Origin of the sequence: Brumimicrobium sp., assembly GCF_048268645.1 — a bacterium.
Lineage (GTDB): Bacteria > Bacteroidota > Bacteroidia > Flavobacteriales_D > Crocinitomicaceae > Brumimicrobium > Brumimicrobium ulvae.
Genome location: NZ_JBLWVE010000003.1, coordinates 33,144 through 59,248, shown reverse-complemented (window position 1 = coordinate 59,248; position 26,105 = coordinate 33,144). Strand labels below are relative to the sequence as shown.

Annotated in this window: 24 protein-coding genes; 3 read left to right on the top strand and 21 right to left on the bottom strand. The window is 35.7% G+C overall.

The window, feature by feature from the left end:
* Positions 1-2 precede the first annotated feature (2 nt).
* The 12 genes from ACN0U3_RS04290 to recR form a co-directional block, all read right to left on the bottom strand.
* Positions 3-614 carry a fumarylacetoacetate hydrolase family protein gene (locus ACN0U3_RS04290; RefSeq protein WP_299201868.1) on the bottom strand — a complete coding sequence of 204 codons (612 nt, stop codon included), beginning with the start codon at positions 612-614 and terminating at the stop codon, positions 3-5.
* A gap of 6 nt (positions 615-620) precedes the next feature.
* A complete protein-coding gene (locus tag ACN0U3_RS04285; RefSeq protein WP_417265274.1) occupies positions 621-1,481 on the bottom strand; it encodes an exonuclease domain-containing protein in 861 nt (286 codons plus the stop codon).
* Between the two features lie 60 nt (positions 1,482-1,541).
* Complete coding sequence (locus tag ACN0U3_RS04280; RefSeq protein WP_417265273.1) at positions 1,542-3,998, bottom strand: SPOR domain-containing protein; 2,457 nt, start codon at positions 3,996-3,998, stop codon at positions 1,542-1,544.
* Positions 3,999-4,043: 45 nt separating this feature from the next.
* Complete coding sequence (locus ACN0U3_RS04275) at positions 4,044-6,200, bottom strand: hypothetical protein (protein WP_417265272.1); 2,157 nt, start codon at positions 6,198-6,200, stop codon at positions 4,044-4,046.
* 69 nt (positions 6,201-6,269) lie between these two features.
* Positions 6,270-7,592 (bottom strand): dihydrolipoamide acetyltransferase family protein, encoded by a 1,323-nt coding sequence (locus ACN0U3_RS04270; RefSeq protein WP_417265271.1) that lies wholly within the window; start codon positions 7,590-7,592, stop codon positions 6,270-6,272.
* An 84-nt stretch (positions 7,593-7,676) separates the two neighbouring features.
* A complete protein-coding gene (locus tag ACN0U3_RS04265) occupies positions 7,677-9,680 on the bottom strand; it encodes a glycosyltransferase family 2 protein (RefSeq protein ID WP_417265270.1) in 2,004 nt (667 codons plus the stop codon).
* Positions 9,662-10,039: a RidA family protein gene (locus tag ACN0U3_RS04260; RefSeq protein ID WP_417265269.1), complete on the bottom strand. Its 378-nt coding sequence runs from the start codon at positions 10,037-10,039 to the stop codon at positions 9,662-9,664. Before ACN0U3_RS04260 ends, ACN0U3_RS04265 begins: the two co-directional genes overlap by 19 nt.
* Before the next feature lie 153 nt (positions 10,040-10,192).
* A complete protein-coding gene (locus ACN0U3_RS04255) occupies positions 10,193-12,304 on the bottom strand; it encodes a M16 family metallopeptidase (protein ID WP_417265268.1) in 2,112 nt (703 codons plus the stop codon).
* A 42-nt stretch (positions 12,305-12,346) separates the two neighbouring features.
* A complete protein-coding gene (locus ACN0U3_RS04250) occupies positions 12,347-13,813 on the bottom strand; it encodes a M16 family metallopeptidase (RefSeq protein ID WP_417265267.1) in 1,467 nt (488 codons plus the stop codon).
* A gap of 186 nt (positions 13,814-13,999) precedes the next feature.
* The gene (locus ACN0U3_RS04245) at positions 14,000-14,314 is read right to left on the bottom strand and encodes an HPF/RaiA family ribosome-associated protein (RefSeq protein WP_299201895.1); all 315 of its coding nucleotides are present in this window, start codon (positions 14,312-14,314) and stop codon (positions 14,000-14,002) included.
* Between the two features lie 171 nt (positions 14,315-14,485).
* On the bottom strand, positions 14,486-15,457 hold the full coding sequence (locus ACN0U3_RS04240; RefSeq protein ID WP_299201898.1) for a sensor histidine kinase: 972 nt from the start codon (positions 15,455-15,457) through the stop codon (positions 14,486-14,488).
* A 74-nt stretch (positions 15,458-15,531) separates the two neighbouring features.
* Positions 15,532-16,152, bottom strand: a complete 621-nt coding sequence (gene recR / locus ACN0U3_RS04235) for a recombination mediator RecR (protein ID WP_417265266.1) — start codon at positions 16,150-16,152, stop codon at positions 15,532-15,534.
* Between the two features lie 191 nt (positions 16,153-16,343).
* On the opposite strand from recR, the gene ACN0U3_RS04230 reads away from it, so the two are divergent.
* The 3 genes from ACN0U3_RS04230 to ACN0U3_RS04220 are packed head-to-tail and all read left to right on the top strand — an operon-like array spanning position 16,344 to position 18,331.
* Entirely contained in the window at positions 16,344-16,985 is a 642-nt protein-coding gene (locus ACN0U3_RS04230; protein ID WP_417265265.1) for a DUF6962 family protein, read from the top strand.
* Entirely contained in the window at positions 16,972-17,433 is a 462-nt protein-coding gene (gene smpB / locus ACN0U3_RS04225) for an SsrA-binding protein SmpB (RefSeq protein ID WP_299201907.1), read from the top strand. Before ACN0U3_RS04230 ends, smpB begins: the two co-directional genes overlap by 14 nt.
* Before the next feature lie 10 nt (positions 17,434-17,443).
* Positions 17,444-18,331, top strand: a complete 888-nt coding sequence (locus ACN0U3_RS04220) for a bile acid:sodium symporter family protein (protein ID WP_417265264.1) — start codon at positions 17,444-17,446, stop codon at positions 18,329-18,331.
* On the opposite strand, the gene ACN0U3_RS04215 is transcribed toward ACN0U3_RS04220, so the two are convergent.
* The 9 genes from ACN0U3_RS04215 to ACN0U3_RS04175 all read right to left on the bottom strand — a co-directional run bounded on the left by ACN0U3_RS04215 (position 18,328) and on the right by ACN0U3_RS04175 (position 26,095).
* Entirely contained in the window at positions 18,328-18,576 is a 249-nt protein-coding gene (locus tag ACN0U3_RS04215; RefSeq protein ID WP_417265263.1) for a BPTI/Kunitz domain-containing protein, read from the bottom strand. The genes ACN0U3_RS04220 and ACN0U3_RS04215 overlap by 4 nt on opposite strands.
* A gap of 166 nt (positions 18,577-18,742) precedes the next feature.
* Positions 18,743-19,702, bottom strand: coding sequence for a D-2-hydroxyacid dehydrogenase (locus tag ACN0U3_RS04210; RefSeq protein WP_299201916.1), 960 nt, complete (start codon positions 19,700-19,702; stop codon positions 18,743-18,745).
* Between the two features lie 13 nt (positions 19,703-19,715).
* Entirely contained in the window at positions 19,716-20,765 is a 1,050-nt protein-coding gene (gene serC / locus ACN0U3_RS04205) for a 3-phosphoserine/phosphohydroxythreonine transaminase (RefSeq protein ID WP_299201919.1), read from the bottom strand.
* Positions 20,766-20,891: 126 nt separating this feature from the next.
* On the bottom strand, positions 20,892-21,218 hold the full coding sequence (locus tag ACN0U3_RS04200) for a 30S ribosomal protein THX (RefSeq protein WP_417265262.1): 327 nt from the start codon (positions 21,216-21,218) through the stop codon (positions 20,892-20,894).
* Between the two features lie 76 nt (positions 21,219-21,294).
* Entirely contained in the window at positions 21,295-21,978 is a 684-nt protein-coding gene (locus ACN0U3_RS04195) for a TrmH family RNA methyltransferase (RefSeq protein ID WP_299201922.1), read from the bottom strand.
* A gap of 65 nt (positions 21,979-22,043) precedes the next feature.
* A complete protein-coding gene (locus tag ACN0U3_RS04190) occupies positions 22,044-22,316 on the bottom strand; it encodes an HU family DNA-binding protein (protein WP_417265261.1) in 273 nt (90 codons plus the stop codon).
* 318 nt (positions 22,317-22,634) lie between these two features.
* Positions 22,635-23,591, bottom strand: a complete 957-nt coding sequence (fmt, locus tag ACN0U3_RS04185; protein ID WP_299201925.1) for a methionyl-tRNA formyltransferase — start codon at positions 23,589-23,591, stop codon at positions 22,635-22,637.
* A complete protein-coding gene (locus ACN0U3_RS04180; RefSeq protein WP_417265260.1) occupies positions 23,591-24,922 on the bottom strand; it encodes an MATE family efflux transporter in 1,332 nt (443 codons plus the stop codon). The genes fmt and ACN0U3_RS04180 overlap by 1 nt, the downstream gene beginning before the upstream one ends.
* 33 nt (positions 24,923-24,955) lie before the next feature.
* Positions 24,956-26,095, bottom strand: a complete 1,140-nt coding sequence (locus tag ACN0U3_RS04175) for a DegT/DnrJ/EryC1/StrS family aminotransferase (protein ID WP_417265259.1) — start codon at positions 26,093-26,095, stop codon at positions 24,956-24,958.
* Positions 26,096-26,105: the final 10 nt, after the last annotated feature.

The window sequence follows — 26,105 nt, the reverse complement described above, 5'->3', positions numbered from 1 at the left end:
GATTATTTAATCTTGAGGTTCAACAATTTTTCATCTCCAATATATCCTTCCAAGTGGTCACCGATTTGAACAGGACCTACTCCTTCAGGTGTTCCTGTAAAAATTAAGTCACCAATTTTAAGTGTCATAAATTTAGATAAGTAAGCAATGATTTGATCCACACTAAAAATCATGTCTTTACTGCTTCCTTCCTGTACTATTTTTCCATTTTTTTCTAACCTAAAGTCGATATTTTGTATATTCTTTCCTTCTAAAGGAAGAAAATGAGTTCCTAATGGAGCGCTGTGTTCGAAGGATTTAGCGATTTCCCATGGATGTCCTTTTTCTTTACATATTTTTTGTAAATCTCTGGCTGTAAAGTCAATCCCAATTCCGACATGATCGTAATATTCGTGGGCATATTTTTCAGAAATATTCTTACCTAACTTGTTGATTTTAATCACTAACTCACATTCGTAATGTAAGTCTTTTGTGAAGTTCGGATAATAAAAAGGGTTCTTTTTTGGTAAGAGCGCAGTATCTGGTTTCATAAAGAACATTGGAACCTCGGGGAGGGGAGAGTTCATCTCCTTAGCATGATCTGCATAATTTCGTCCAATACATATAATTTTCATGCGTAACTATTTTCCAAATTTGTTTTTTAACGCTTCGATTTTACTCTCCATACGTTTTTCCTCCTTTTCTAACCTTGCTTTTTTATTTTCTTGTCTTTTCGCTTTGATTTTTTCCATCTCAGCTTTTAGCACAGCTTTGGTATAACGAGGGAAATTTCCATTCATCATCCAGCCGTAATAACCAGGTTCATTTCTATCTACCTCTTCAATGGTTTTGCCTTTGTGCTTACCGAAGTTATAAACAGGTTCTCCTTTCTCATTTTCTGCTAAACGACCTGCGAAGTCAATGATTTTAAACTTATTTTGAGTAGAAAATTCTGCTAGAAAATCCATATCATTTTCAAGTTCTTCATAACGCTCTACTTGTGCTTTTAGCACCTCATAAGTAGCAATAACGTCTGCTTCCGCACTATGGGCATTGATCAATTCTTTGTCGCAGTAGAACTTATATGCAGCTAGAAGGGTTCTTTGCTCCATTTTATGGAAGATGTTTTGAACATCTATAAATTTTCTTGCACGCATATCAAATGAATGCCCTACACGTAAAAACTCCTCGGCTAACATAGGTATGTCAAATTTGTTTGAATTAAATCCAGCCAAATCTGAACTTCCAATGAAATCAGCAATCTGATCGGCAGCTTCCTTAAATGTAGGTGCGTCTTTAATGTCTTCTTGTGTTATTCCATGAATTTCAGAGCTCTCTTTTGAAATTTCCATTTCTGGGTTTAAACGTAAAGTTAAACTAGATTCTTCTCCAGTTGAACTTTTTTTCAACATTGAAATTTCTACAATTCTGTCTTGTGATACATCTAATCCAGTTGATTCAATATCAAAGACACAAAGGTCATTTTTTAAATTTAAGCTCATATATATAAAATAAAAAAGTGGGTTCTTATAACCCACCTTAAAGTTATCGTTTCACAAATATCAATTCTTTATGTTTAATATCCAAGCAGAAGAGATAACTTCATTTCGGATACGCTTTAAAAGTGCTACTGCTTCTTCGTGTGTATTGGTAGAACCTGCTGATACTACATGCATTCCGTTCCTTTTACCGATGATTTTAGCATCAAAACCTTTTTGTGTCGTACTTTTTACCATTCCTTCTGCGTAATGAATTCTTTCGAAGATACCTACTATGACTTGATATTGGTACTCTCCTTCCTTAAATTCTCCTTGTGTGAAAGTGTCTCCTTGCTGATCTTTGAGGTGAAGCACTTTGTTTTTTTCTATTTTGGGTGACCCGTCTTTAGATTCAAGCAATTGAATGTCTGTATCTTGAACATTAATTCCTCCTATGCTTAATTCAACATATTGGAAAGGGGCATATTTTTCAATGTTTTGATAATCGCCAGAATAAGCCGGACCTGAAATAGAAATGTTATTAATTTTTAATTCGATTGAATCGGAGATGTCTTTTTCTTTAAAATATTGTACCAAAAAATGTTTCACTCCTTGAGCTCTTTGTTCTGCAAGTACTCTGTTGTGACCAAAAGTTTTGGTGGGTACAGTAGATGCAGAAGAATTGATTTCAATCTCGATAGAAGTTCTTCCATCTTTAATTTGGGCATTCAATGAGTCCATAAATATTTTTAATGCTCCTTTTTCTGGATCCAATTTATTCTTATTGTAACCAAAGAAATGTTTCATTGCCAGAGGTTTGTAAGATGGTATTAATTCTTCCGGTTTCATTACTGTTAATCCAGGAACATCTAGAACCATTCTACGGTAAATTTCTTCATACTTTAGGTCACAATTTGTTTTTATGATTTCTTGAGAAATTTCTTCCTCACCATTGTTTTTATGGAATGTCACTTCGTATTCTTGACAAGGATAAAGTGAAGCAAAGAAAGTTCCATCTGAAATTCTTGGAAACAATGTGAATTCATAAGGGTCATCACAATCTAAACATTTAACGGTGAAAGCGATGTGTTCAGGTAATGGGGATTTATCTTTGGTTTCTATTTCTCCGAGTAAAACAGCAATGTTGTCTACACCAAGATGCTTGTTTCTAACTTCATAAATATCTTTGTCTCCATATCCACCATCACGGTACGATGTTAAATACCCTGTAAGCCCATCTACTGTTGTTGTGTAGTAAATTTCATCACTTGTTGAATTTAGCGGGTAGCCTAAATTTAAAGGTTCCGACCACTCTCCATTTTCTTGAATATGAGTGGTAAAGATGTCAAAACCACCCATACTTTTTGGACCGTTATGGGCAAAGTACATGGTTTTATTGTCTACTGCAATAAATGGGGCGTCTTCATCGTGAGGTGTATTAATGGTTGGGCCAAGATTGACAGGTTCACTCCAATTGCCATCAGCAGACTTTTCTATCATATAAATATCTCTTCCTCCATATCCTCCTTCACGGTCTGATGCGAAGTATTTTCGTTGGCCATCTGGTGAAACGGTAATGTGGGTTTCCCAAGCCTTTGTATTAACTCCTTTGTCTTCTAAAAATTTCAACTCCTGAAACTCACTTGATTCAAAGTTGGAATAATAGATGTCTCCATTTCCTGTTTCGTCTTTGTACACATAAATTCTGCGCTCATCTGTACTCACCGCAACGGTAGCCTCATTGTATTCAGGCTTGCAAAAGTCCATGATTTTTGGCACAGTCCATTGGTTGTTTTTATCTTTATAGGAAACATAAACATCCTCTAAATGTAAGTTTGTTCCAGGCTCTTTAATGTTTATGTTTGCAGAGTCTGAATGAAGTCTTCTCGAGGTAAAATACAATGCAGAACCATCCAGTGAAACAACAGGGCTGTATTCCGGTTTGTCTGTGTTTATAGTGCTTCCAACGTTTATTACTTCATAATCAACAGGTGTTTTCATGATTTTTTTTGCTTCATGACATTGTGTAATGTAAAGCTCGGTTTGTTGAACCAAAACATTCTTTTTGCCAATGAGTGCTAGAAATTGTTGGTAATACTCAATTGCTTGATCCATTTTACCTGACAAGTGATGAGAACGACCCATGTAATAGAGTGCATCAATAGGCGCTGAAAGCTCTTTGTGAGATAACATGTCGTAATTCTTATTGACGTCAGTGATTGCAATTTCGAAATAGGGGATGGCTTCATTGAAAAATGTAGCATTCGTAAAAATTGAAAACCCTTTACGGTAGTTGTAATTTGGACTCTCTTGATTAAAAGTCAATAGTTTATCAGCCACTATCGAAGCGTGGTAATAATTTTTATTGATGATCAGTTCGGTATTAAGTCTTACTAACTCTGGTTCCGTACTGGTTTCAAGTATATGATTGAGCTGTTGCTCTGTAAGATTTTGTGAAAAGTTTATCGTAGAAATGCATAAAACTACGAAAATTAAAATAGACTTAATTGTAGAACTAACCATGGTATTAAATTGAATCATGTATATATACTTGACTTAGCATAAATAGTTACAAAAATAAGACTATTATTTTGGCATCTTTTTCAATTCATTATCCTTTGATTTAATGACTTTCATTTCCTCATCATTTTCAGATTGTCCATTCAACTGAATGATTACATATTGATAAGGAGCATATTTATCAATCTGGGTATGTGTTCCATAGCTATAACTTGGTCCATTCACTCCAATTTTGTTAATATTCAATTTAACGGCATTCTCGAATTGCTCATTATTTTTGAAGTATTCATCCAATAAATCATATACATAACGCGCTCTTTTATTGGCCAAGGTCATGTTGTTTTTAAAGGTTCTAGTTGGAACTTTGGAAGCTGAAGCATTGATGGTAATTACAAAATCTGTTCTTCCGTTCTCTGCTTGTTTTGACATTTCTTCAACCAAATCTTTTAGTCCACCTGTTGCTGTGCTTAGTTCAATATTGTTGTAACCAAAGAAGTGCTTGATTTCTAATGGTGAGTAAACAAAATCATTAACTTCTTGGACATCTCCATCTGTGATGACCGACATTGTATTTAAATCAATTAAAATATCATGCACATTGTTGTCGTATCCTTGGTTACAATCGGTACTGAATTTTTTACGATAAAATTCTTCTTCACCATTCTTGTGATGGAAAATGATTTCATAGTCACGACATTTTTCTATGGTTGCGAAAAATCCACCATCAGAAGGACGTAAATTGATTTCTCTAATAGACTCTTGGGCGCAGTTTAAACATTTTAAGGTAAAAGCAACATCTTCAGGAATTGGTTCTCCTGTGGTGGAGCTAACTTTACCTGTTAAAACTGCTATGTTATCAATGCCTAAATAATCATTTCGAACTTCGTAAATATCTTTTTCTCCGAAACCATCTGCTCTAAATGAGGTGTAATAACCAGTTAAACCATCAGCGGTTGTGGTGTAATAGATATCATCACCTGTTGAATTTAATGGGACGCCTAAATTAATTGGGTCACTCCAAGATTGATCTTCTTCATTTAAAACACTTACAAAAACATCAAAACCTCCTATACTTTTTTCACCATTGTGTGAAAAATATAGTGTTTTATTATCTACAGAAATAAATGGTGAATCTTCATCATATGGAGTGTTAATTGTTGGTCCTAAATTCATTGGTTTACTCCATTGTCCGTTGGGAAGTTTTGTGATTCTATAAATATCTCGACCTCCAAAACCGCCCTCTCGGTCAGAAGAGAAGTACTTGTACTTTCCGTCTGGACTCGCTGTAATATGAGGTTCCCAAGCTTCAGTATTGACACCTTCAACATCTATGGGAGAAAGGTTTTCAAATTTACTGTCTTTATATTCTGTTTTAAAGATATCTCCGTTACCAGCATCATCTTTGTAGATATAAAAAGAACGTTCATCGCTACTTACAGCCACTGTCGCTTCATTTCTTTCAGGCAAAGAGAAATCCATAAGCTTGGGGGTGTCCCAAGTATCAATATCAATGCGTTGGGCATAATATACATCTTCGAGGTGTAAGTTTTTGTAGGGTTCTTTGATGTCTTTATTAGAACCATCAGCTCTTAATCTTCTAGATGTAAAATACAATACCGAACCATCGAGTGAAATAATGGGCGCGTATTCTGGATATTTTGTATTGATTTTATTGCCAAGATTGATGATTTGATAATTACGTGGTGTCGCCATCAATTCTTTAGCGTTTACACACTGTTTAAGTCTCAATTGGGCATCTAAAACGAATTCATTTTCTTTGTTTGTGATGTCTAAATATGCTGTGTAGTATTTTTCAGCACTAGTAATCTCATTGGTAAGATGGTAGCTACGACCTAAATAATATAGCACTTCTCTTGGCGCTGATTTTTCATTAGGAGACATTTGGTCGCTGTTGGCATTGATTTTTTCTTTTCCTTTCAACAAATAAGGAATCGCTTTTGAATAATCAGATGTTGAGTTGAAAATCGCAAAACCTTTTCTGTAATTGAAGTTAGCATTTTCTGGTTCTTTCTTCAAAAGTTCATCAGCGATAATTATTGATTGGTCAAAAAAACCTTCCAACATTAAAGTGGTGTTTTTTTGAACCAATTCGCGATCTGTTGCAGTTTTTAAAAACTCATCGATTTGCTGATCAGTCATCTGAGCATTCAGACTATGTATACTGATTATCAGGGTCAGTAAAATGTTGATTAAGCTTCTCATGAATGTAAATATAGCAAAAAACTCGTTTAGAAAATCTAAACGAGTTAATTTTATAAAGTGTCTAAACGACTATAGTTTTGTGTTCGGATCAAAAGATTCTAGATACTCAGCAACTCTTTTTACAAACATACCTCCTAGGGCACCATCTACAACTCTGTGGTCATAAGAGTGCGATAAGAACATTTTGTATCTAATTCCAATAAAATCACCTTGAGGTGTTTCTACTACAGCTGGTACTTTACGAATTGCACCTGTTGCAAGAATAGCCACTTGTGGTTGGTTGATAATAGGTGTTCCCATTACGTTTCCAAATGTTCCAACGTTGGTCATTGTATAAGTTCCGCCACTGATTTCATCAGAAGATAATTTTCCTTGACGTGCTTTATTGGCCATCTCATTAACTTGCTTGGCCAAACCGTATAGGTTTAATCTGTCAGCATTCTTAATTACAGGAACAATTAGATTTCCAGAAGGAAGTGCTGCTGCCATTCCGATGTTAATGTCTTTTCTTTTGATAATTCTGTCACCATCAACACTGATGTTAATCAATGGGAAGTCTTTTATTGCCTTTGCAACTGCTTCAATGAAAACTGGCGTAAAAGTAAAGTTTTCACCTTCTTTAGCCTTAAATTCTCCTTTTATTTTGTTTCTCCAGTTCCAAATCTCAGTAACGTCTGCTTCAACGAATGAAGTTACGTGTGGTGAGGTATGTTTAGATCGAACCATATGCTCTGAGATTAATTTTCTCATGCGGTCCATTTCAATGATTTCATCACCTTCCATAGTAGGAGCACTTGCTGGTTTCGGCGCTGGTGCTGGTGCTTTTGGAGCTGTTGTTTCTGCTGGTTGAGCAACTTCTTTTGCCGCAACAGGCTGCTTACCTCGGTTTTCTATATAATCAAAAATATCTTTTTTCGTTACTCGACCATTTTGTCCAGTTCCGTTGATACTTTCTAATTCATTCATCGCTATGCCTTCTTTCTCAGCAATGCTTCTTACCAATGGTGAATAAAATTTCCCGCTTGGTCCGTTTTTGTCTAAATCTCCACTCTTATGTACTGCTGCAACAGCATCGTTTACGGTTTGATCAACAACTTCAGCAGCTTTTTCAACTTCAGTGTTTTCCTCTTTTGTATCATCAGCTACCTCTCCATTTGTTGAAATTAAAGCGATAACATCACCAACCTGAGCAACTTCATCTACTTCAAAGAAAATTTTTGCTACAGTTCCAGATACTTCAGAAGGAAGCTCATTGTCAACTTTGTCTGTTGCCACTTCTACAAGTGGTTCGTCGATTTCAATTGTATCACCAACACCTTTAATCCAATTGGTAATGGTTGCTTCGGTAACACTTTCTCCCATTTTTGGAAGACGAATTTCTACTTGTGACATATTTATATTTATAGAATTATACTCATTTTTATTGCAGCACAAAAATAACCTAAAATTCGGTTAATACAAACGAAAAGTCCTGATTTATCGGTCTAACCTTTTCCAATATTTACGCAGAATGCCTATGTCATTCATTATCGAATAGTCTCGGGCATAGATTAAATTCAGCTTTGAACGTAAGGTCCTGTCCATGTTCGCTGATTCTCCTTCAGCTGGAGTAAGGACACCACTCTTGATTTGGGGAAGCGTTCTTGAAATGGGTTTTTCATCGTAAGAATAGCCTATCCATGAGGTTTTACCAATGAGCACAGACCAGCTATTTTGTATGAGTTTTAATTTATTTTTGTAGAACCAAATTGAAAGGGGGAGAGAAAGTAACACAAATAATGCAACAATAATATCAAAGGTACGCTTGTTTCGTTTGCTCGAAGGTGTAGAAATGTTGTCAATTTCCATCAAATATAAATCTCCCGCGGTATCAATAGAATTACTACCGATAAGATACATGCTATTGGGTTGCGCAATTTTAAATTCAACTTTGTTTGATGCGGTTCTTGACATCCAATTGATAATTGATTCAGCAGTGGTGTTTTTTGCACAGAAAATAACTTCATCTATGTCATAAATATCAATGATCTGATCCAATTGATTCAAAACCCCGCTGTCTTTCTCCGTCTTTTTATGGGTGGGAGAAACAGGGTAAATTTTATTGACTTTATGAGGAGTGTTTTTTAATATTTGCTTCACACGATCTACTTCATTGGGTTCACCAATAATTGCAAAGTTTTTATTTTTTACACCTCTAAGGTCGAAGCGTTTACCCAGAATTAGGTGTAAAACAATTCTAGAGAGTAAGAAGTAACTCAAAACCATAGCTGCCCCTAAAAGGATGAAAAGTCTTGAAAACTGAAGGTCCTTGGGAAGCAATGCGTAAACTACCAATATAATTGCTGTTCCTATTAATGTTCCCGAGAAATACGATTTAAGTTTAATGGGAAAATCGTAGGCTCCTGAGTAAAAGTTAGTGGCCAACCATGCAATCGTGTATCCTGGTAGTGAGTATTTTAAAATATGAATTGGAAAATCTATACTTTCCAAGGACCAAAGCTGCGTTAGAAAGTGAAGTCCGAGTAAAATGGCTGCGAAATCAAATGCGGGTAGAAAAATACGTTTGATAAAACGGTTCAATAATGCTAGACCTGCCCTGAAGTATATGGCTAAATTGATGAAAAATGAAAAGAGTTTGGCGTTCTTTTGTGAAAAATGTTTTTCTGCAAAGATGACCATTGCACGATAAAAAACGAAGACATAGTTAATGCTGCTTTTTTTTGTGCTTTCTCCTTTGTAGTGTATGATCTGAGTTTCAGGAAAGTAAAAGTTTTTATAACCTCCTTTGATTATCCGGTAGGACAAGTCAATATCTTCACCGTACATAAAAAAGGCTTCATCAAGCAGACCAACTTTATCTAAGGCTTCTTTGCGCATAAACATAAATGCACCACTTAATATTTCAACTTCATTGGTTTCATGTTCATCTAAATAGCCTAAATGGTATTTTCCAAAGGTTTTACTTTTAGGGAAAATACGAGAAAAGCCAAATATTTTATAAAATGCAACAGAAGGAGTAGGGAGTCCTCTTTTACTTTCTGGCAAAAAATGTCCTTTTCCGTCGATCATTCTAACTCCCAAACCACCGCCTTCGGGATTTTTGTCCATGAAGTCTATACATTTTTGGAAAGTGTCTTCCTCAACTACAGTATCTGGATTAAGTAATAGGACATAATCTCCTTTAGCAATACGAATGGCTTGATTATTTGCAACTGAAAATCCAACATTGTTTTTATTGGCGATAAGTTGAGCTTGAGGAAATTGTTGTTTCACCATTTCGACAGACCCATCAATTGAATTATTGTCGACCACAAAAACTTCACCTTCAATGTTCTTGAGTGCATCAAATACAGAGTTCAAGCACTGTTCGAGAAAGTACTCAACATTGTAGTTGACGATAATTACAGATATGCGAATTGATTTGTTTTCCAAAGCTTCTAAAGCATAATAAAATAAGATGCTTAACGCATCGCTATACAAGATATTTCAACAGGAACATCTAAAGGCAATTGACTTACCGCAACTGTCTCTCTTGCTGGTGGTTCTGACTGGAAGTAACTTGCATAAACTTCATTGACAGCTGCAAAATCATCCATTGTTTTTAAGAAAATACTGCATTTTACTATGTCCTTCATAGAAAGTCCAGCAGTTTCAACCAAAGCCTTAATGTTTTCCATAACTTGTTGAGTTGCTTGTTGAATACTGTCCAATTGCAATTCACCAGTTTTAGGGTCAAGCGGGATTTGTCCACTTACATATAAAGTGTTGTCTTTTAGAATCGCCTGGCTATACGGTCCAATAGGAGCGGGGGCATTGGGAATGGTAATGACTTTCTTCATTTGTTAATTGCTTTGCACAAGTTTAACAATTTTGATTTAATATTTTGATGTGTAAGTTGATTAATTCCTTAAATAAAAAGGGGCGAAGAGAAATATGGGACAAAAAAAGCGGACTAATTTTAGTCCGCTTTTAAAGAATTGATAAAATAAAGTTTATTTTATTTCAAATACTTTTGCATCTATTTTTCCATTCACTTCAATCGCATTTAGCGTTGATGTCATACTCATAGATTCAACAACCTGAGAAGTCTTTTTTGGGAATAAATACCCTTTATAGTCAGTATACTCACTGTGAATAGTAGTGATACTTTGTGGACCTTCTTCGGTCACTTCCAGGCTATTCGTATAAGATTTTAATCCTGTTTCTTTACTATAGTAAGCCGTTGTGGTTGTTTCACCAAGTTTGTATTGAATTACATAATGATCAACACCGTCTTTGTTTTCAATACCCAGGAGTTCAACATCTTCAGTATTACACAATAAGCTATATTCTGAAAATGCTGCAGAAGTCTTTTTCTTCGCAATTATTTCTTCTTCTGTGTACTTTGTTATATCTGAACCACCTGTTTGATTCATCGCTTTTGTGATTCCTTCAGTACCATTAAAGATTTCTTGTTGAAGAACCATACCGTTGAATTCCATTTTGGTAGCGTTTGTGTTTGGTGCTTGAAAATAAGTGGTCATTTTCAATTCCATTGGTGTGCCATCAGGAATCACGGTAGCCTCCTTTTTTAGAGTCTTTATTTTTCCTAACTTCTTTTCCGCTTTCTTCATCGATGAAGTTTTTGTTACAGCCATTAGGTAGTTCTCAAAGACTTCAGTTTTTGAAATATCTGCAGGAGCATAGTTAATTTCTTCTGCGGGGTTTCCAAATGCATCAAGAATTTCAATTTCACCATCAGCGTCAAATTGTTTTAGGCTTTCCAAAACTTCTTTATTTCCTACCACAATAATGTTAAGATTGTTTGGCGTAATGTATTTCTTACCCATACGTAATATGTCAGCATCAGAAACCTTACTCAATTTCTTTAAATAAGTCTGGTAATAGTCTGAAGGAAGATTGTTTCTGTAGGTATTTAAGGCAAAATTAGCAATTGTACGTGGTGACTCTAAAGTACGTGCAAAACTACCTGCCATAGAAGCTTTATTTAACTCTAGTTCTTCTTCTGTTGGAAGACCTTCTGTAATGCGTGTGAATTCATATAAGAATTGAACGATTGCAGAGTCGGTCACTTCATTTCTAAAGTTTCCTGTTGCCGAAAGTAAACTTCCTTTTCTGTTAATGTTTAAACTAGAATATGCGCCGTATGTATACGCTTTGTCTTCACGTAGATTTTGCATCAAACGTGTTCCAAATCCACCACCACCTAACAATTTATTCAAAACTGAAAGTTGTATATGGTCTTCATGCCCTGGAGTTATGTCTACCGGAAAAGCAATACTAATAACAGATTGAACTGCCCCAGGTTTTTCAACAAAAATCACACGGTTTCCATTGGGTTTGATACCATGGTTGTATTCCTTTTCGTAAGGGACACCACCTTCCCAATCTGCAAAACGTTCATTGGCAATTTTTTTAGCTTGTTCAACTTCAATGTCACCAACAATAACAAGGTAACTTCCTGCTGGTGTAAATTGTTTATTGTAGAAATCAATTACATCTTGGCGCTTGATGTTGTTAAGTGTTTCTTCGGTCATTACTTCACCATAAGGGTGTTCATCAGAAAAAACGGCTTTGTACATTGCGTTAGACATCATTGAACTAGCATCCGATTTAGTAGAAAACAAGCTAGATTCAAATTGTTTTTTGATGCGTTCGAATTCACTTTCTGGGAAGCTTGCATTTTTCATAACGTCTGTCATCAGATCTAAGCCTTTGTCCATATGTTTTGTTAAAACACTAAGATAAATTCCAGAACTACTAGCCGATAAGTAGGCTCCAATAAAGTCTTTTTCTTCGTCTAACTGATCTTTAGTTCTGTTTTCTGTACCAGAAAGTAACAGGTTTCCAGCCATTTCAGATAAACCTGCTTTTTGACCTTCTAATCGAGGATCAGAACCCATCACAAGGTTAAAAGAAACTTTAGGGATTTTGTTGTTCGTTGAAAGAATTACTTTCATACCGTTGTCTAGGTCAAAGACAACAGGATCTGCAATGTTAATTTCTGGAGCGGCTCCTGGGACAGGTGCTTTGGAACGGTCAATTTGTCCGTACGAAAAGACAGATGTTAACGCAACGGCCATTCCTATAAATATATTTTTCATTTTCATCTTCATCTTTTTTGAATGTTAATACACGCTTTACGCTTATTGTTTTGGTAGGTAATACAATACAACACGGGCGTCTTTTTTAAGATATTGATTCGCCACTTTCATAAGATCTTCACGAGTAATGTCTTCGTAAACTTCGAGTTGCTTATTGATTAAGTTGGCGTCGTTATAAAATACATGGTAATTCGCCAAAGACTCTGCTTTACCTGCAACAGAGCTATTTGAAGAATAGAAATCATTTTCAAACTGGTTCTTTACTTTTTGGAATTCTGTTTCAGAAACCAATTCTGTTTTTGCACGGTCGATTTCAGCATCAAGAGCGCTTTTTAAATCCTTAACGTCTGTGTCTTTACTTGCAATACCCGCAAAAAGAGCCATGCCTGGATCTTCTAATGGGAAAGAAAAAGAGAATGCTGCAACGGCCAATTCATTTGCCTCAACAATATTCTTGTTCATTCTTGAACTTGTTCCTCCAGAAAGTATTGTGTTTAGCATTTCTAATGCATAAGCATCTTTTGAGTTTTGAGCAGGAGAATGATACGCAATAAATACTGCGGGTAATTGAATGTTATCATAAATTGTATCAACGATTTCTTTTTCTAATGCAGGCTCTACAACTTCAGGTCGAGGAATTACAGTTTCTTTCTTTTCGTATTCAGCAATCAATGCTTTTCCTTCCTTAGAATCACTGCTAAAGAAATCTTTGTCGTTAAAAACTGACTTACTTTTTCCATAAGTTTTTGCGAACTCTTCCTCCTCTAAGGTCAAGTAGTCACGGTAAAGGTTGATCGCTTGTCCTTTAGGGATTGTAGAGAAGTATTTATCGATTAAAACCTTTGCTTCTTCAATGTTGATATCTCCAGCAATTGATAATGTTGCATTCGCAGGAACATAAAAAGTCTTGTAAAAGTTTACATAATCTTCTTCTTGAGCAGCGTCGAGATGTTCCATGTAACCAATTGGCGTCCATTTGTATGGGTGCTGTTGAAACAATCGATCAAAAGCTTCAGCCATAAAGGACCCATAAGGTTGATTGTCTACACGTTGTCTTTTTTCTTCCTTAACAACTTCACGTTGTGTTTCAATCCCTTTATTGTCAACTTTGGCATGTAATAGTCTTTCAGACTCTAACCAAAGTCCTAACTCTAAATTGTTTGAAGAAAAAATCTCATAGTAATAGGTTTTATCTTGCGAAGTGTAGGCATTTAAAGTACCTCCATTGCGTTCAATATACTTGTCGAATTCACCTCTTTCGATGTTTTCACTTCCTTCGAACATAAGGTGCTCAAAGAAGTGTGCAAATCCTGTTCTGTCTGGATTCTCATTCTTAGAACCTACGTGATACATTATAGAAACTGCAACAATTGGAGTGGAATTGTCTTCATGTAAAATAACATGCATTCCGTTGTCTAACTCGTACTCTACAAAATCTATATTGTTTTTTTGAGCGTTTAACCCAAAGAATAATGTTGTTGCCAACACCGTAGTAAAAAATACTTTCATTTTGTTATTGGTTGTTAATTTATAGTCTTCAAAGAAACATAATTTTATTGAATCTTTATGGACAATTGGTTAAAATATGGAATTAGGGTTTTGAATGGTTAATATTAAAGGTTGAAATAAAAGGGGATAAAATGAAAATAGCGCCTCGTATAGAGGACGCTATTGTCATTTGTTTTATTTCATTCTTTAATGGTTTTGCAATTTACCAATAAGAGAGGTCAAACTACTTTCCATCTTTTTTGTAGCAGAACTTATCGCCTTTTCAATAGAATCGTCGTGGCTTGTCACAGCAACAGGTTTTAAACCTTGTGGACGAACCTCTAGAACACATTTTTTATCTTTTGTACCTGATTTTGCTCCGTTTTCATCAGAAAGGTGAACTTCAACACGGGTTACTCTATCTTCGAAACGTGCTAAATCTTCTTTGATTTGTTTCGTGAAATAAGCTTCGATTCTTTCTTTTGCTTCAATGTTTTTGTCAGTGTTAAAAAATACTTCCATGATAAATAAGTTTATGAACGTTTTTAACGTTCGGTGAATATAATAAAGTAAGCGTTCTACTTTCTATTTGTTTACACAATATAGTATTTAATATTATAAATTGCACGAAAAATTTAAGAATTTTATGAAAAGAAAAATGCATCTGTTAAAAGGGAGTTGGGTCCGATTGGGTTAGGTATTTGAATCAACTATATTTTGACTTGAAATTTTAAATTTAAAACCATACTTGGTCTCTTCTTTTTTATTGTTAAGTGTGTATTCACCATCGATTTGTTCGGTAAAAATATCTATTAAGGTTGTCCCAAAACTGTCTTGCTTCTTAGCTTTTTTCCAAGTTCCATTGTCCTTGTAAATGAAGTGAAGCGTTTCACTTGTTGGCTCCCATCCGAATTTAACTGTAATTAAAGGATTGTCTTGTTGTATAAAAGCATGTTTTAAACTATTGCTGTAAAGTTCGTTTAAAATCAATGCCAGTGGAACAAGTGAATCCATGGCTATTTTTAAAGAGGAAGCGTCGACCGATAGTTGTACATTTGAGTTTAAAGGGTCTTGGGACTTGAGGTCTTCAAAAAGCGACTGTGTATAGTCTCTTAAATCGACTTCCCCGATGGTTGGGGACTTGTAGATTTTGTTGTGAACCAAAGCAATGGTCTGGATGCGTTCCTTGGCTTCATTTAAGGCCAATTTTGTAGTCCTGTCTTCAATAGAATTCGCTTGCATATTGAGCATGCTCGAAACAATTTGCAGGTTGTTTTTTACACGGTGATGGATTTCTTGAAGAAGAACTTTTTTATCTTCGTCACTCTTTTTTACTTCAAGAAGTAGGGCTTTGAGCTGTAGTTCAGTTTCTTTTTTCCTTTTCAGAATCTTCTTTAGAATTCGGTTCCAATAATAAACAACCAAGAGTCCAATCAGCACACCAATAAAGGCAAAGAAAACTAAAACGGTAATAGGGAAGGAGAAGAAGATATTGTTGCTTCCGTCAGCAGCAACCCATTTGTCGTCAAACTCTATTTGATTGGATGTGGACTGAATTTTGAAAAAGCCAAAGAATATAGCTTGCTCTATATTTAAAGTGAAATGATTAGGGCTGGGGCTTAAAATGTTATAACCTGAAAGGAGGAGATGAAGGATATATAGCATTTGGGGTCTTTGTTGATTACGAATACAACAATAGTTATAATTCGTTAAACAAACAAAGGAAAGATCTTTAGAAATTAATTTTGTTTGAATGTCGACTCAAATGGAAGTCTTTGAAGAATAGACCTTCCTAGGGTTAGTTCGTCGGCATAGTGCAGCTCTGTTCCGATGGAAACTCCTCTAGAGAGTGTGGTAACAGTTATTTCTGTAGGCGATATTTTTTTATAGATGTAAAAGTTTGTTGTGTCACCTTCCATCGTAGCGCTTAATGCGAAAATAATCTCGTCTATTTCTTTGTTCTTTACTTTGTTAAGAAGTGAGTTGATGTTTAAATCTTCAGGTCCTTGTCCATCCATTGGTGAAATAACTCCTCCAAGCACATGGTAGATTCCGCGGTAACTTCCTGTTGCTTCAATGGCCATGATGTCGCGAATGTCTTCTACAATACAAACCATTCTATGATCACGTGCTGGGTTGGCACAGATCGTACATTTTTTTTCATCGGAAATATTTCCGCAGCTATCACAATAGTTAATGTTCTCCTTAATGGCGCTAACAGCGTTTGAAAACCGGTCTATTTCTTCAGGTGAGCGCTTTAAAAGCTCTAGTACTAATCGCAAAGCACTTCTTTTCCCAATGCTAGGTAAAGAAGCGAATTGTTCAACAGCTTCGTTTAGATATTTTGAAGGTAAATTCACGGCTACAAAGTTAAGCAGCATTTATTGAAAATCTTAAATTTTTCAGAATATTTCATGTTTTCCATTGCATTTCGTTTCTTTTGAAAGAATTCCTTATTTTTGCCCCTTTAATATCAGTTATGGAGAACCTTTGTGACATCCCTTTAGAAAAATTGCCCTTCAATCTTTTTGGACTATGCCTTCAAGAACCAATGGCCTTAGTAACAAACATGATGATTGCCATCACTTGTTTTGTGATTTACTTTAGATTTAATCCTGTTGAAAATAGTTTTCAAAAACACTGGAAAATGTTTTACTTGCTTTTCGGATTAAGCACTTTTTTTAGTGGGTTTGGGCACATGTTCTTTAATTATACTGGAGTTTATGGAAAGTTTCCGACCTGGACATTAGGATTGTTCTCAGCTTTTCATGCGGGGAAAGCTATGATTAGTTTAAACGTATTGAGTCCAAAATTCTATAAAGTCCTCATGGGACTTCTATACGTCAAACTACTTGTTTTTACAGTTTTAGCGATAGCATTGCAGTCCTTTATATTTGTGATGGCTGATGCTGTAATTACCTATTTATTCTTTTGTTTAGGATTTGGTGTTTACTATTGGCGAAAAGGATTAAGCTCATTTAAGTACACCGTGCTTGCTGTAATTGTTCTTATTCCTTCGATTTTTATTTTCACATTGCAGTATAATCCGCATCTTTGGTTTAACAAAGAGGATTTAAGTCATGTTTTGATGACCACAACAGTAATTTTCTTTTACTTTGGGGTAATTCGTTTAAATCAAATTGATTTAGATCAACTGGTTTCAACAAAACAATTGAAGTATGTCCGCAAATAATAACCGAATAAATATTGTTAATAAACGTGCTCGATTTGAGTATCAGCTGCTTGATAAGTATGTTGCCGGAATTCAGTTAGGGGGGACAGAGATTAAAAGTATTCGTCTTGGAAAAGCGAGTATACTCGAAGCCTTTTGTGTAATCGAAAACGGAGAGGTTTTTCTGAGGAATATGCACATTGCAGAATATGGAAATGCTTCTTTTTACCAACATAAACCAAAGGCAGATAGAAAACTGCTGTTGAATAGAAAGGAAATCAATAAGCTGGATAAAAAAATGAAGACCAAAGGCTTTACGATTGTTCCGTTGCGACTTTTTATCAATGATAAAGGACTTGCAAAAATAGAAATTGCTCTTGCTCAAGGAAAGAAATTATACGATAAGCGTCAAGATTTAAAAGAAAAAGACGATCAAAGGGCGATGGATCGTATTAAAAAAGCCTACTAATACCTAAAACATGCAAACACTCTTAAACTATTTATTGCCAATTGCTATTGGAATAATCATGTTTGGGATTGGTATGGGGCTTAAAGCGAAAGACTTTAAAAGGGTCTTTGTTGCACCTAAAGCGATTCTATTTGGGTTGTTTGGACAATTGGTGCTTATGCCATTGATTGGATTTGGAATTGCTTTTGCTTTTCAGTTGGATCCTATTTATCAGTTGGGAATTGTGTTGATTGCAGCTTGTCCTGGCGGTACTTCCTCCAATATTGTTACCTACATGTTAAAAGGACGTGTAGCCTTGTCTGTATCGATTACGGCTTTCAATAGTTTTTTGATTGTCTTAACGATTCCGTTTATTTTAGACCTTGCTTTTTCATTCTTTTGGACTTCCTCTAAAGAAGTTCAGCTTTCAATGTATGATACCTTTATAGAAGTTTTGTTTACCGTTTTATTGCCTGTAATTTCAGGTGTTATAGTACAACATTATTTACCTCATTTCGTAGAGAAAATTCGCAAGCCTTTACGGTACATTTTACCAGGAATTCTTTTTACTGTTTTCTTACTGGTTTTAATCGATGAGCAGGGGAATGGAACCAAATCTGTGGCGGAATATGGTGAACTCTTACTTCCTGCATTATTTTTAAATGTGTTCGTCATGTTTGTAGGATTCTACCTTTCTGGCTGGACAGGAATCAATCATGAGGGAAAGTATACTATTGCCATAGAAATGGGACTACAAAATTCAGCCTTGGCTATTTTCTTGGCCAATAATGTGATTCAAATTGACGGGCTTTCACTTATCGCAGTTTTATATGGTAGTTTTTCTTTTTTCTCCACTTTAATTATTGCCTACTTGATGAAAAGATTCTTAAGAAAAAAAGAACTTCCAACTGCGGGTTAATTGCATTTGCATGCTTTACAATCATCAAGAGTTTCGAATCCTTTGGCAGAACAACCGCTGTATGAAATAAGTTCACATTTGTTTTTGTCGGCATTGTAAAACCATCTGTTAAAGTGAGCCATACATGCTTCATTAGGTACTGTTTCTTCACAAGTAGGATTTGCTGAGGCGCATTTCTTATTGCAGTTGGTGAATCCAAATGTGAAGCAGGTAGATAAACTCAGAAGTACAGTTAACCTTTTCATTTCCTTTTATTATAAAGATATTAGTATGCGATTGAATCTAAAAATACATTGATTTTTTTGGACTACAAAATTTAAAATCAAAGCAGACAGATACACAAGCACATAGAAGAATAAAAAAAGCGTTTAATCAAAAGACTAAACGCTTAAGTATTCATTAAAAATGAGTTTATTTTAAAGTATCGATAATTTTACCTGCTAATTCAGTACCTATTCTTGCTTGAGCTTCAGCAGTAGCAGCTCCAATATGTGGCGTGTTGGCGATTACTGAATGTTCTAGAAGGTCAGTTCTAGGGGAAGGTTCATTTTCATAAACATCTAGTGCAGCAGCAGCAACCTTTCCACTTTCTAAAGCTTCAATCAAATCATCTTCATTGATTACTCCACCACGTGCAACGTTAACGATGCGCACACCATCTTTCATTTTTGCAAACTCTGCTTTTCCAATTACCGCTTTTCCGTCTTCCTGTTTAGGAACGTTCATGGTAATAAAGTCAGCTTTTCCTAAAACTTCGTCTAGATCCGTAGAAGTTTTAACAGTGCTGATCACTTCTCCAACACCATCTATTGTAATAGGAATTTCAATTTCTCGTGCTGTACGTGTCAATCCAATCACCTTCATACCTGCTCCCAAAGCATAGCTCGCTAAGGATTGTCCAATTCGGCCAAAACCAATAATTAACAAGGTCTTTCCACGTAATTCAACACCTTTACTGTATTTCTTCTTAAGGCTCTTAAAGTCTTCTTTACCTTTACTCGGCATTTCTTTGTATGAATCGTAAGTTGAACGTGCAAGAGCGAATAATGAGCCCATTGCTAATTCAGCAACTGATTGAGAAGAAGCTGCAGGAGTATTCTCTACAGTAATTCCTTTCTCTCTCGCGTATTCTACATCAATGTTGTCCATTCCAACTCCGCCACGACCAATAAACTTTAGTCCTGGGCAAGCGTCAATTAGGTCTTTTCTGACTGTTGTTGCAGATCGAACAAGAAGCCCAACATAGTTTTCACTATTGATTGTATCAATCAATTGATCTTGTTGCACATGTTCGGTTACAACTGTAAATCCAGCTGCCTCGAGTTTTTTTATTCCTTCCGGCGAAATACCGTCGTTTGCTAAAATTTTCATTGTATTTTTTGTTTTACAGTGATTTCATGATGTCTACAAGAGCATGTACACTTTTTAGTTCTAGGGCATTATACATTGATGCACGGTAACCACCTACAGATCTATGTCCTTTTAAACCAACGATATTTCCATCGTTCCAAAGTTTATCGAAGCGTTCCTTTTTAGTTTCATCTGTTAATCTAAAGGTAACATTCATCAGAGAACGGTCTTTTTTAGTTGTTGTTCCTTCGAAGTTCGGGTTGCTATCAATTTCGTTATACAAAAGTTCAGCTTTCTCTTTGTTTAATTTGGCGATAGCTTCAACTCCACCATTGTTAATTAAGTGTTTCAAGTTCAAATTAGAAACAAACACAGAGAAAACAGGAGGAGTATTGAACATACTGTCCTTTTTGGCGTGAACGTTCAAGTCAAGGTAAGTAGGGATATGAAGTGGAGATTTCCCTAAAATACTATCTTTTACAATGTATAATGTTGCTCCAGCTGGGCCTAAATTCTTTTGTGCTCCAGCATATATTAAATCGAATTTAGAAACATCAATTGGTTGAGAAAAGATATCAGAAGACATATCACAAACCAAGGGAACATTTGTTTTAGGGATTGATTTAAATTGCGTTCCAACGATAGTATTGTTAGAGGTATAATGTAAGAAATCAATATCTTCAGGAATATCTTCTACTTCAGGAATATAGTTAAAACCTTTATCTTCAGATGAAGCGATTTCGACTACTTCTAGTCCTGCATTAACTCCTTCTTTAATGGCTTTAGTTGCCCAAGTTCCAGTGTTGATGTATGCTGCTCTTTTGTGTTTGCCTGCTAAATTATAAGCTGCAATTAAAAAACCTAAGCTAGCACCACCTTGAAGAAATAAAACGGTGTATCCTTCAGGGACATTTAGTGCTTTTTTTACATTTTCTCTAGCTTCTTCCATAACCTTAACGAAGTCAGCACTTCTATGTGAAACTTCTAGAATCGATAATCCGTTAAAATCAAGAACTGCTTCTGCGGCCTTTTTAAAAACCTCTTGAGGTAAGATACATGGACCTGCTCCAAAATTATGTTTCATATTTTCTTTTTTTACAAAGATGTTAAAAAATAAGTGTTTTCAATAGGGTTTAATCAATTATTCCTTAAGAAAACAGAATAAAAAAAGAGTCGACAATAATGCCGACTCTTCAATATATAGGTAAGACTATTTGTCTTCTTTGTCTTCTTTTTTTGCAGCAGCTTTAGGCTTTTCTTCCTTTTTTGTTGCTGTTGTTTTTTTCTCTGCAGTTTTAGTTTTCGTCGTTGCTTTTGCGGTCGTTTTTTTAGCTGCAGGTTTTGTGGCTTTAGTAGTGGTTGCTTTTTTAGCTGCAGCTTTTTTAGCAGGCGCTTTCTTGGTAGCAGTTGCTTTTTTAGTTTCTTTTTCCTTCTTTTCTGGTATCACAACTGTCGAAGCTGCTTTTCTAGGTCTAGAATTACCATATGAACCTCTGAAACGTTTTCCTTTTGCTGTTTTTACATCGCCTTTTCCCATATTTTATCTTATTTTAATTAGTATGTCCGATAAATATAATAAAAATAGTATGTATAACTGGTTTTTTAACTGACTTTTACGCTTCTTCTTCTCTAATTCTGCGGATCATGTCTTTTATAACCAAATCTGGATTTTTGATGATTCTTTTACACCATTCTATTTTTAAAGTCGTTTGTTCTTCTTTATTAAGCTTCCATTCGAAATCATTTTGTTGTTCCAATCTTGTTCGGATTGCATTGATGGTGAGTGCTGCCGATACAGATATGTTAAAACTTTCTGTAAATCCAACCATTGGTATTTTGACATAATAGTCTGAGAGGTCCAAGGCTTTTTCAGACAAACCTGTTTGCTCTGTTCCAAACAAAAATGCGATAGGTTGATCTATAGGCACGTCGTTGATGGTGTAGGCATCTGTATGTGGAGTCGTCGCAGCTATTTTATACCCTTTTTCTTTTAAAGATTGAATGCATTTTGTGGTCGGGTAGAGGTTGTCAGAATAATGCGTATGATTCACCCACTGTCCAGCACCCATAGCAATATCTCTGTTGACACTGAATTTGTTGTTCTGTTCAATGATATGTAAATCTTGAATACCAAAACAATCACAGCTTCTCATTACTGCACTTGCATTGTGTTCTTGAAAAAGGTTTTCTACTGCAACTGTAACATGCCGTGTTCTATCTGCAGCAATGCGTTCAAATTTCTCTACCTTTTCGGGGGTTATGATTTGATAGAGGGCTTGAAGTAGTTTTTCTTCCATAAAAATAAAGTTTAGAGCAAAAAAAAGGGAGCTTTTTGGGCTCCCTGCAATTTTGTTTGAATTGCTTAGTTAACTGCGTTAGATAAATCTGTACCCGCTTTAAACTTCACAACATTTTTAGCTGCGATTTGAATTTCTTTCCCAGTTTGTGGGTTTCTTCCAACTCTAGCTGCACGTTTTGAAATAGAAAAAGATCCGAATCCGATTAATGAAAGACGGTCACCTTTTTTTAATGCTCCTGTTGTTGCGTTAATAAATGCGTCTAAAGCTTTTTTAGAATCTGCTTTTGACAATCCAGTTTCTGAAGCCATTGCTTCAATTAACTCTGCTTTGTTCATAGTTATGGTTTTTGTTTGTTAAAAAATTATACTTCAGCAAATATATAGGAATATCCACCATTCACAAGTGTTTGAGCAAAAAAAAATGAAAATATGTTGATAAAACTGTCATTTTGTTGATAAGTGGTACGAATTAACCTTTGTTTATAAGTGTTTTAGGTGGTTTTGATGGTTTTTTAGTAAAAGATTAATAAGTCTTTATTCAGACCAACTCCATTTTTCTGTCGATTAAGGCCCAATATCTGGGAAAATATATAAATCGGCATGATTTTAAATAAGCATTTCGTTGACGAGAATCTAATCAATTAAAGTGGAGGATTAATGAACAATTTCCCACTCTTCTGGATTGAATCCTGCCAAAAACGAAATGTAATCTAGTCTTTTTTTACCTTCTAGTTGTACTTCTAAAAGATGGATAGAACCCTTTAAAGCGTTTAAAATAAGTTTTTTACCCTGTTTTTCGAGCTTAACCTTTGTGTTTTCCTTCATTTCTGGACATTCCGACCTGAACACCTTTAAAGTTTTCTCTTGTCCATTCTCTTTGTTCTTTAATTTCATCCAGGCAGTAGGATAAGGAGACATCCCTAAAATAAAATTATGGATTTCATTAATGGGAAGATGAAAATCAATTAAACAATCTTGTTTGTGAATTTTCGGTGCTTCTTTAAGATCTCCCTCAGGTTGCGGTTTAGGTTGAGCTTCTCCTTTTCTGATTAATTCCACGGTGTCGGCAACTGTTTGGGCGGCAACTACCATCATTCTATCATGTAATTCACCTGCAGTTTCATTTTCATGAATGGGCATTTTTTGACTTAAGATAATTTCACCTGTATCAATTTTTTCATCAATAAAGAAACTGGTAACGCCCGTTTCTTTTTCACCATTGATTATGGCCCAATTGATTGGGGCAGCACCTCTGTATTGTGGTAACAAAGATCCATGGAGGTTAAAGGTGCCCATTGGTGGTATCTCCCAAATGACTTTTGGCAGCATTCGGAAGGCCACAACAATAAATAAATCAGCTTTGAAGCCTTTTAATTCAGAAACAAAAGCTTCATCTTTCAAATTTGTGGGTTGTAAAATCGGGATTTCATAAGCCATTGCACATTCCTTAACTGCGCTTCCTTTTAATTTCCTTCCTCTTCCGGCAGGTCGATCTGGAGCAGTAACCACGGCTTTTATATTATATCCTTCTTTAATCAGTTGTTCTAAAATGGTTACAGCAAACGCTGGTGTTCCCATAAAAACAATATCTAGCTCTTCTTTATTCTTCATTAATATTCTTTTTTACGCCAATTAAAAATGTACAAATACAGTATCGAAAATAGTCCCAAAGATATAAAATAGAGGTACTCGACTGTCCAAACGGCAGCAATATTCCAATTCCAAACTTTTATTGTGAGGTAGGCATAGCTGATGTATAAAACCATACAAATGATTTCGATGGCTAATGTTACTCTTGTGTTTCCAGAGCCATTGATGGTTTGGAAGTAGGGTGTTGACAAGCCAAAAAACAAAATGGAACCAAATACCATTCTCAAAATGTAAGCACTGTCTTCAATATAAGTTGGGTCTGGATTAATAATGGCAATCATTTGTGCTGGATAGAGTAGTGCACCATGAAAAATAAGGAGCAAGAAAATCATAATTAAAAACTGAATTCTACGCACTATTTTGGGGATAACAGTTCTGTCTTTGATGTCCATATATTGAGCAACGTAAGTCTTTGTTGTTGCGCCAAATCCGAATATAGGAACAAAAGCCAAGAAGTAGATGGCCCTAATATTTTGAGAAACTGTAAGATCGTAGGTACTCATTTGTTCTATCCACGTAAAGAAAACGGTCCAGGTTGCTAAAGCAAAAAAACCTTGTATTACTAAGGGCATTCCGACTTTGAATAGCCTTTGAAGACTTCTAATGGTAATTTGAAATTTTGAAAATATACCGTACATCAATCTTTCCTTCGACTTGTAAAGTAAAATTAAGAGTACGGTGGCTGTAATTCCTTCTGAAATAACAGAGGCTAGTGCGGCACCTTCAACGCCCATAGGTGGAACATTCCAAAAACCAAAAATGAGCAGGTAATCGAGAATAATGTTTGAAAAGGCAAAAATAGCAGTGCTGACCATAATTACCCACGTCTTCCCAGTCGCCATAAAAAAGCTGTTCAAACTGAGCATTAAAACTCCCATAAAAAAACCGTAGGACCTAACAGAGAGGAAGTCTATTTGCTCTTGCGCTAAGGCCTTGTTTTTCGAATATCCCATCAGCATGTCTCCAACACTGGTTTGAATCATGAAGAAAAAGACGATTGCAAAACAGAAAATGACCAGCATCGCAGATTGGAAGACTGCGTTTAATGCTTTTGGTTGTCCTTGACCAATTCGCCTGGCCATGATGATTTGTGAAGCATCACCTAGACCTGTGAGTCCCATAAATAAAGTGACGTAAATCAATCCTGCGTTTCCACTAGCATCAAAACTTAAGGTGCTGTAACGGCTTAAGAAAGCAGCGTCGGTAATCATCACAATCGATTGAATGAAAGTACCGAGCATTAATGGAAATGCAACCTTTAAAATTTGAGAATAAGAATAGGAGAGTCTCATTGGGTGTTAAAAGGAGACGGAAAGAGAAAGGGTTTATTTCTTCGCCATTTTTAGAATACCATTCAAAATTCTTTCTCTGTCTTGGTCTGTTAAGTTAGAACCACTCGGTAAACACAGTCCAACATTGAACAAATTCTCGGCTACTTTTTCACCGTAATAATCACAATTTTCAAACAAAGGTTGCATGTGCATTGGCTTCCAAAGTGGACGTGTTTCAATATTTTCTTTTTCGAGAGATAATCGCAAATCTTCTCTTGTGAAGCCAGCTTTTTCAGGGTGGATTAACACGGTCGAAAGCCAACGGTTACTGTAAATTCCTTTGGGCTCATCTATAAATTCAAATCCTGGTAGATGTCCGAGGTTTTCTTTATAGAATTCGTAGTTTTTACGTCTGGCCTGAACATGGCTATCCAAAACCATCATTTGACCTCGTCCAATTCCAGCAGTTATGTTAGACATACGGTAATTGTATCCAACTTCACTGTGTTGGTAATGCGGTGCCTGATCTCTTGACTGTGTTGCGAAAAAAACCGCACGTTGCTTTTCTTTTTCAGTATTGCAAACCAATGCGCCTCCACCTGAGGTCGTAATGATTTTATTTCCATTAAAGGATAAAATACCATATTGACCAAGTGTACCGCAATTTTGATTTTCAAAGTTACTTCCCAATGCTTCGGCAGCATCTTCAATTACAGGAATGTCATACTTTTTTGCAATGGCGTTGATTTCATCTGCCAAATAAGGCATTCCGTATAAGTGTACTCCAATGATTGCCTTGGGTTTAACGCCATGTTTTTTTATTGTTCCTTCAATGGCATTGTTCAATTGAGTTGGACAAAGATTCCATGTGGCGGATTCACTGTCTACAAATACAGGATTTGCTCCTTGGTATAAGATAGGATTCGCTGAAGCCGAGAAAGTCATGGATTGACAAATGACAAAATCATTTTGTTTTACTCCAAGCATAATCAAAGCCAGGTGAATAGCAGCCGTACCTGCACTTAAGGCAGCAATGTGCTTCTCTTCTCCAAGATAATTTTGAAGATCCTTTTCAAAACCGTTTACGTTTGGACCTAAAGGAGCAACCCAATTTTCATCGAAAGCTTCTTGAATGAATTTTTGCTCATGTCCTCCCATGTGAGGCGAGGAAAGCCATATTTTATCTTTTGACATAATTTTATTT